Here is a 7566-nt window from a genome sequence, read left to right as displayed (position 1 = left end):
CCGCGCCGGCCACTGCCGCGTACGCGGCCCCGGCCTCCTCGCTCGGCGACGACTTCGCGAAGGGCGCGCTGTTCGGCGCGGCGGTGGCCCTGCTCGGCGCGATCGTCGGCGGCGTGATCGCCCGTCGTCGCTGATCCACTCATCTGGGAAGGGAGCAACACCATGCGTGCGTTCACGGCGGCGGCCGTCCAGGTCGTCCCCCGGCCCGGACCGCTCACGGCGGCGGTGGTCGAGGCGAACATCGCCCACGCGCTGGACTGGGTGACCCGCTGCGTCGAGTCCACCGGTGCCGAGTTGGTGGTGCTGCCGGAGAGCGTGACCACCGGCTTCACCCCGGCGCTGGGCGCCGAGGAGTTGTGGGACCTGGTCGACGACATCCCCGGCGCGCTCACCGAGCCGTTCCAGGAGCGGGCCCGGGAATTGGGCGTGCACCTGGTGTGGGGCACGTACGAGCGCGGTGACGACCGGGGCGTCGTGTACAACTCGTCCGTGCTGGCCGGACCGGACGGCCGGGTGTTGGGCGTCTACCGCAAGACCCACCCGTTCGGGCCCGAACTGCGCTCGCGCGGCGGCTGGGTGACGCCGGGCGAGTACGTCAGCGTGGTGGAGACCGACCTGGGCCGGATCGGCATGATCATCTGCTTCGACGGCGACTACCCGGAGCTGAGCCGGATCCAGGCGGTGCACGGCGCGGAGGTCATCTGCCGCCCGTCGGCCCTGCTGCGCTCCGCCGACTTGTGGGAACTGACGTGCCGGGCACGGGCGTACGACAACCACGTCTACGTGATCGGCGCCAACGCCACCGGCAGCGACCCGGCAGGCGTGCTGTACTTCGGCAACTCGATGATCGTCACCCCGGGCGCCGAGGTCGTCGCACGCGGCTCCTCGCACGAGGGTTGGGTCTCGGCCCGCCTGGACCCGGAACGCGCGTTGGCGTCGCTGACCCCGGGGTCGAACGTCCCCCAGGTCTTCGACCACTTGGCCGACCGCAACCTGGACCTGATCACGAACTACGCGGACGACCTGATCCGCCCGGCGAAGACGACGTTCCCGCACGGCTGATCACCCCACGAACGCGACGTCCCGGCCCGGCGGATCGGGTCGGGGCGTCGTGCCGGCGGTGGCGCGGCCCGCCGCCCGGCCGCCCGCTCCGGGGTCGGCGGGGTCACTTGCCGAATCGCCGCTCGCGGCTCGCGTACGAGCGCAGTGCGCGTAGGAAGTCCACGTGGCGAAACGCCGGCCAGTAGCAGTCCACCCAGTGCATTTCGGCGTACGCGGACTGCCAGAGCAGGAAGCCGGACAACCGCTGCTCGCCTGAGGTTCGGATGATGAAGTCGGTGTGTGCGGCGGTCGGCGAGTACAGGTGCCGGGAGATGTCCTCGATCTCGAACCGCGCGACCAGTTCGGCCGGGTCGCCACCGGCCGCCATGTGCGCCTCGAAGGCGCTCTTCACCGCGTCGACGATCTCCCGACGGCCGCCGTAGCCGACCGCGACGTCCACCTTGAGCCCGCCGCGCCCCACCGTCGCGGCGGTGGCCTCCTTGAGCACCCGGGCGCCGGCGCCGGGCAGCATGTCGAGCGAACCGATCACCTGGACCTCCCAGGGACGGCCTTCGGCCGTGATGTCCCGGACGGTTTCCTCGATGATCTCGATCAGCGGGCCGAGCTCTTCCGCAGGACGACCGAGGTTGTCGTCGGAGAGCATGAAGAGGGTCACGTGCTCGATTCCGGCCGCGGTGCACCAGCCCAGGAACTCGGTCGCCTTGGCGCCCCCTGCCCGATACCCCTCCCGGACGTCCGCGTGTCCCGCCTGCCGGGCCCAGCGCCGATTGCCGTCGAGCATGATCCCGACGTGCTGTGGGCGTGGCAGTCCCACCAGCGTGGTGGCCAGTCGACGCTCGTACACCGCCTCGATCGGCCGCCGGAGGAACAGCGGGAGCAGCTTCATGAACCCTCTCCATCGCGTCGCGAAACCCTCGGCGGACCCTACCAGGGACTCCTTCCCGGACCTCGACGAACGCACCCAAGGGCGTTGCCGCACAAGCTACTTGGCCAGGGGAAATAGTCGAATCGGCACCCCGGGCGAGCAGCGGCGCCCACCCGGTGTCCCGGCGCGCCGACCGGTGCCGGCGGCCGTGGCCGTGCGAGGGGCGTGCGCGTTGCCGACCTCCTCGTCGATGCGTCGGCAGCTACCGGCCGCGCAGGAGGAGCAGGGCGATGTCGTCGGTACGGGTGTGCTGAAGGCCGGCGTGGTGGAGGAGGCTGTCGGCCAGGTCGTCGAGCGGCAGGTCGCCGTTCCTGTTGAGGTGGTCGGCAAGGGCTGTGATGGAGTCGGTGATGTCGGTGTCGGGGGTTTCCACGAGGCCGTCGGTGTAGAGAGCAAGGAGGGATCCCGCGGGCAGTGCAGCGGTGGTGACCGGGTAGTCGGCCGCGGTGCACAGGTTGATGCCGAGCAAGGGGCCGGGCTCCATCTCGACCGCGACGGTTCGCGGTGCGGGGGTGGGGCTGCGTAGAAGCGGGGGCGGATGTCCCGCGCCGGCCAGGTGCAGGCGTCGCTCGGCGAGGTCGATGTGGATGTACAGGCAGGAGACGAACAGGTCGGTTTCCAGATCCATCAGGACGCGGTTGGTGCGGGCCAGGACTTCGCCGGGCAGTGCGCCGGCGGTGGCGTGGACGGCTGTGCGGACCTGGCCCATCAGGGCCGCGGCGTTGATGTTGTGCCCCTGCACGTCTCCGATGACGGCGGCGGCGGTGGTGTCGCCGAGGCGGATCAGGTCGTAGAAGTCGCCGCCGATGTCGATGCCGTGGGCGGCCGGCAGGTAACGGGCGGCCACGGCGAGGTTGGGGATGATGGGCAGGGTCACCGGCAGAAGGGCCTGCTGCAGGCCGTGGGCGAGGTCGTGCTTGGCGTCGTACAGGAGGGCGCGGTCCATGGCCTGGGCGATGAGCCCGCCCAGTGACACCAGGACGGCGCGGTCGCTCGCGCTGAAGGGGTACGGATGGTCATAGGACAGGACGCAGCAGCCGACGCGGCGCTCGGAGACCACCAGGGGCAGGAAAGCCCAGGCCTGTTTGCCACTGAGGGCGGGTGCTTGCGGGTGGGCGCGGGCCATCTCGGCGCGGTCGGCGAAGAAGGCCGGGGTGCCGCTTCGCAGGACGCGGCCGGCGGGGGTGCTGTCGGTGTCCAGGGGCAGGCCATCCAGGCGGGCGACGGTGCGTGGGTCGTAGCCTCGGTGCCCGATGATCCTCAGGCGTCCGGCGTCGGCGGCGGAGATGACCATGCCCTGCGCGCCGAAGGCGGGCACGATCTGGTCGGCGACCATGTTGATGACGTCCGCCACGGTGACGGTCTGGCTCAAACCGGCCGCCAGGTGGATCAGCTGGTGGATCCGCCCCCTGCCGGTTGCCTCCGGTGAGGCGCCCAGGTCCACCGGGGTGCGGGGCGGTGGGGCCTCCGCCGGCGGCCGGCGGAGGTTGGGGGAAATGAGCGCGCTGATGCCGCTGTCATCAGGGTAGAGCCGGATGTCGAACCAGCGGTCGGGCGGGCGCAGCGCGGTGTAGGCGACAGGCTCGCGGCTGAAGACGGCGGTGCGGTAGTGGTCCTCGTGGACCGGGGCGTCGAGCCAGGGCACGGCCTGCCACGGCGGGGTGCCCAGGAGGCTGTCGACGCTGCGGCCGAGCAGCCGAGCGGCGGCGTCGTTGAGGTAGGTGATGCGGCCCTGCAGGTCGAAGCTCAGGGCGCCGACGGGCAGCCGCTGCAGCAGGTCGGCGGCGGCGAGCCCGGTCTGTGCCGGGTCCGGAGCTGGTCGGAGCAGGGGCACGGCTCGCGGCTGATCAGGAATGCTCAAGGGAGCAGGCGCCTGGTCCAGAACCCGCGTGATGCGGCTCGCGCTGGACAAGATGTGCCCGCGTTCACGGCGGGTCAGCGAGGGCGGGCGGTTCCGGAGCCACACCAGCACCAGTGCCCCCCACCGGCGAACACCGTGCAGTGGGGCGAAGGCCAGCGCGAACTGATACGGCAGCGCGGCCGCGGTGTTCGGATACAGGCGGGCCATGTCCTCCTGCCGCCCCACCCACACGAGGTGATCCTCCCGCACCGCTTCGGACAGCGGCCCAGTGGTCGACACCGCTACCCGTCGCCACGGTGCCGTCACCATCACCGGCAGCCCACACACCGCCGTCAGGTACAACACCGGCTCGTCCGCCGAGAGCAGGTACACGCCCGCTGCCAACGCCCCCGTACGCTGCACCGTCCCACTGAGCACCTGGTCCAGAGACACCCCGTCACCGGATGCGATGTAACTGTCATCACTCACATATACGACAGTAAGCCGCCGAAGGTGCGAAAGGGCTGATATGCAATAGCGCAGCTCACTTTCCGAGGGGAGCCGCGCGCCACACTCTTCGCCGAAGCGGGCAAAGTATCGCGCCGTGGAGGCGCTCGCTTCACGACCACGTCGTACGTTCTCGGCTCGGGCCGGGGCCCTCGCCGGCCGGAGCCGAGGATCTCGAAGGTGGATCCGCCGAGCGGCGGCCTCGCGGGACCGGGGTCGCGGGCATCCGTGAATCGGACCAAGGGCTTCGCGTCGATCGACAGGGCGGGCGGTCTCTCGTACTGTGCGTGCCGACGACGGCGTCACTCATGGGGGTCGGCATGGAGTATCTCTTCTACTGTCGCGACAAACCGGGAACCAGGGCGTTGCGTGACGAACTTCTCGAAGCCCATTGGTCGTTCATGGACGGGTACGCCGAGGGGATGATCGCCCGCGGGCCGACGTTCGCTCCCGACGGAGAGACGGTGACCGGCAGCATTCACATCGTCGACCTGCCGGACGCCGATGCCGCGCGGGTGTTCGCGTTCGACGAGCCGAACCACCGGGCGGGGGTCTACGAGGAAGAGGTGCTCATCCGGCGTTGGCGCAACATGCTCGGCCGGAAGATGTGGGACTTCAAGGGGGGTTCGGAAGGCCACCCGCGTTTCCTGATCCTCGGTCACGGCAAGGCCGGCACGACTGCCATCGATGACCGGTCGCACGAGGAGCGGTTGCGCCTGCTGACCGACGGTGACCACGGTGAAAACCTGATCGCCTGCGGGCCGTTGCTCTCCGACGACGACACCGAGGAATGGCTGGGCACCGCGATCCTGGCCGAACTGCCGGACCGCACGACCGCGGAGCGCCTGTTGGCCCAGGGGCCGTATGCCCTGGCCGGCCTGTACGAGAGCATCGAGGTCCACGACTGGTGCTTCGGCGGTCGGGAGCAGAAAGACTGGGACCACCCGGCCGTGGTCAGCCCTCATCGGCCTCATCGGTCGCCGTGAGCCGTCATCGGGTGTCACGGGCGTCGACCGGGAGGGGCCGCGGCAGGGCTCCCGCTCCGCTTCGGGGGGAGACGTGCCGGCGATCCGGGAAAACCGTCTCTTTCGCGGGACACCGGTGCCGAAGGCAGTCGGGTCTGCGCGCTCAGCCTGAACCTGCACGCGAACATCGACTACGACCTCGACGCCGACACACCGCACACTCCTGATCGAAGTCCTGCCCGACGTCGTGTCTCAGTGGGTCTGAGATCGGGCCGACGTCCCTTCTTCGCGGCCACGCTCGGTGTCACCCGCCGTCGGCGGCTTGCCGGCGGTCGGGCCGCGATCGTCTCGGGCGGGCGCCTGGGTGATGTGCTGCGACCGGGGGTCACACCATGTGCGCGGCTTTCGTGGCGCTTGATGCGACCTTCGCGGCGCTTGATGTCGACAACGTGCTGCCGGACGGCCATCGGCGCCTCGGCGTAGGCTGAAGGGGTCGGAGCACGCATCGCCATCGAGGCGAAGATCTCCCCGCTCTCGATCCTTGACCGGTCGGTCCGACCACCAAGGAAGCCGCAGAAACCGTCCGACCGTCGGCGAGCCCGCGTGCGGAGGCTCCTGTCAATCTGACCACGAGCCGACCCGAACCTCGTAGAACATTTCCTGAGGTCCACCGAACCTGCTCGTGAGTCGTGCCCGCGAAGGAGAGGCGTCGTGAAGAGCAAGTTCGCGGTCGTCATTGCCGCCATCGGTCTGAGCGCGTTCGGCGTCGGCACAACAGCGCACGCCGCACCACCACCACCACCACCACCACCTGTCGTGACGACGGTGGTGTATCACTGCCCGTGGGGCAACGTCACCATCAAGACCACGGTCCAGGCCCAGTCCATCATCAAACCCATCTACCAGAGCTACGGCTGCACCGTCTGACGGCACACCCACCCGAACAGCTCGGCAGCAGCACTGCGTGTCGAGGGAATCCGCCGACAAAGGTGGACGGCGCACCCATTGCCGTCTCGGCCGAACCGTTGACGGCGTAGCGGTGCCACGCCCGGCGCTCCTTACCCGCAGTGGTGCCCGACAGAGCGGGTGTCCCGCCGTGACGGACCTCGACCGCATCCGCATCATCACGCCGGCCGAACGGCCGTCGTTCGTTTCGCGTTTCGGCGAGATCGCGGCCGAGGGGAATCAAACCGCGCGGACGGCTTACGAGTTCCCCCGCGATTGAGACGGGAAGTGAGGCGGGCGATGGTGTGGCGCCGGCCCGCCCGGTCGCCGCCCTGGCAAGATGGCGGCATGGAACGTGTGCTTGGAATCGGAGGATACTTCATGCGGTCCGCCGACCCGGCGGCCCTGGGCGCGTGGTATCGCGATTGCCTGGGCCTGGACGCCGAGGAGAACGGCCTGTGGCGTCAGGAAGCCGGGCCGACGGTGTTCGCGACGTTCGAGTCCGAGACCGACTACTTCGGCTCCCGCGCCCAGCAGACCATGCTCAACTTTCGGGTCCGCGACCTGGATGCGATGCTCGCGCAATTGCGCGCCAAGGGAGCGGACGTGGCCGAAGAGACGCAGGACATGGAGGGCGTCGGTCGATTCGGCCGGGTCACCGACCCCGAGGGCAATCAAGTCGAGCTGTGGCAGCCCGCCTGACCGCGTCGTCACGCGGGCGATGCCCTGCCCCGAGGCCGTCCCCGGCGCCGGCGACCTGACCGGGCGTGACCTGGTGGCGGGGGTCGCCCAGTGAGCGAATGGCCCACCTGGAGCCTGACGGATGACGACGCCGCACTCGCCCGATACGTCGTGCCGGACGAGGTCGCGGGCCTGGTCCGTGACTTGCCACCCGCCGCCCTCCTGGACAGCCGGATCACCCAACTGCGCTGCGTCTACGAAGCGTTGGCGGCGCACGGTGTCCTGTAAGACCACGAGGAACCCACCGACGACACCGACCGGCAGGCGATCCGCGAACCCGGCGAGGTGTTGTGGCCCCCGGCCGGGGCACGTGCCCGGACCTTGCCCTGGATCATGGCGGGAGCCTGCCTCAAGGCGGCGTTGCACCCGATCGTCGTGCTCGTCGACTCCACGAGGGACAGAGCCCCCCACGCCCTGCTCGGGGTGTGGGTCCGCGACGACGACGGCGACCCGGCGAACCCCTCGGGCGTGTGGCACAGCCCGCCTCCCGGATGGGACCGACTCACCCGCCCTCACCTTCCGGCCGCAGGCCCCCACTCGCACACGGCAGCGGCCACCGCCCCTCGTCCCGGGGCGGTGGC

The 7566-nt window shown here is 70.2% G+C and carries 9 protein-coding genes; 7 read left to right on the top strand and 2 right to left on the bottom strand.

Annotation, left to right across the window (positions count from 1 at the left end):
- Nucleotides 1-162 precede the first annotated feature (162 nt).
- Nucleotides 163-1062, top strand: coding sequence for a carbon-nitrogen hydrolase family protein (locus ABZS54_RS41205; RefSeq protein ID WP_355548037.1), 900 nt, complete (start codon nt 163-165; stop codon nt 1060-1062).
- Between the two features lie 103 nt (nt 1063-1165).
- On the opposite strand, the gene ABZS54_RS41200 is transcribed toward ABZS54_RS41205, so the two are convergent.
- Nucleotides 1166-1948: an isoprenyl transferase gene (locus tag ABZS54_RS41200; RefSeq protein ID WP_355548034.1), complete on the bottom strand. Its 783-nt coding sequence runs from the start codon at nt 1946-1948 to the stop codon at nt 1166-1168.
- Nucleotides 1949-2189: 241 nt separating this feature from the next.
- Entirely contained in the window at nt 2190-4316 is a 2127-nt protein-coding gene (locus ABZS54_RS41195) for a SpoIIE family protein phosphatase (RefSeq protein WP_355548030.1), read from the bottom strand.
- A gap of 338 nt (nt 4317-4654) precedes the next feature.
- On the opposite strand from ABZS54_RS41195, the gene ABZS54_RS41190 reads away from it, so the two are divergent.
- The 6 genes from ABZS54_RS41190 to ABZS54_RS41165 form a co-directional block, all read left to right on the top strand.
- Nucleotides 4655-5320, top strand: a complete 666-nt coding sequence (locus ABZS54_RS41190) for a YciI family protein (protein WP_355548027.1) — start codon at nt 4655-4657, stop codon at nt 5318-5320.
- A gap of 690 nt (nt 5321-6010) precedes the next feature.
- The gene (locus ABZS54_RS41185) at nt 6011-6226 is read left to right on the top strand and encodes a hypothetical protein (protein ID WP_355548024.1); all 216 of its coding nucleotides are present in this window, start codon (nt 6011-6013) and stop codon (nt 6224-6226) included.
- A 169-nt stretch (nt 6227-6395) separates the two neighbouring features.
- Nucleotides 6396-6524, top strand: coding sequence for a hypothetical protein (locus ABZS54_RS41180; RefSeq protein ID WP_355548021.1), 129 nt, complete (start codon nt 6396-6398; stop codon nt 6522-6524).
- 68 nt (nt 6525-6592) lie between these two features.
- Nucleotides 6593-6946, top strand: coding sequence for a VOC family protein (locus tag ABZS54_RS41175; RefSeq protein WP_355548018.1), 354 nt, complete (start codon nt 6593-6595; stop codon nt 6944-6946).
- A 90-nt stretch (nt 6947-7036) separates the two neighbouring features.
- A complete protein-coding gene (locus ABZS54_RS41170; protein ID WP_355548015.1) occupies nt 7037-7213 on the top strand; it encodes a hypothetical protein in 177 nt (58 codons plus the stop codon).
- Nucleotides 7214-7318: 105 nt separating this feature from the next.
- A partial coding sequence (locus tag ABZS54_RS41165) for a hypothetical protein (protein ID WP_355548013.1) occupies nt 7319-7566 on the top strand: 248 nt, incomplete at its 3' end.

This window comes from Embleya sp. NPDC005575 (assembly GCF_040605455.1).
Lineage (GTDB): Bacteria > Actinomycetota > Actinomycetes > Streptomycetales > Streptomycetaceae > Embleya.
Note: the sequence above shows the minus strand (reverse complement) of the source record. Positions and strands in the feature narration are given on the sequence as shown.

What these genes read in the sequence shown, in the direction of transcription:
- ABZS54_RS41205 (WP_355548037.1), top strand. Translation starts at nt 163, where the DNA reads ATGCGTGCGTTCACGGCGGCGGCCGTCCAGGTCGTCCCCCGGCCCGGA.
- ABZS54_RS41175 (WP_355548018.1), top strand. Translation starts at nt 6,593, where the DNA reads ATGGAACGTGTGCTTGGAATCGGAGGATACTTCATGCGGTCCGCCGAC.
- ABZS54_RS41200 (WP_355548034.1), bottom strand. Translation starts at nt 1,948, where the DNA reads ATGAAGCTGCTCCCGCTGTTCCTCCGGCGGCCGATCGAGGCGGTGTAC.
- ABZS54_RS41190 (WP_355548027.1), top strand. Translation starts at nt 4,655, where the DNA reads ATGGAGTATCTCTTCTACTGTCGCGACAAACCGGGAACCAGGGCGTTG.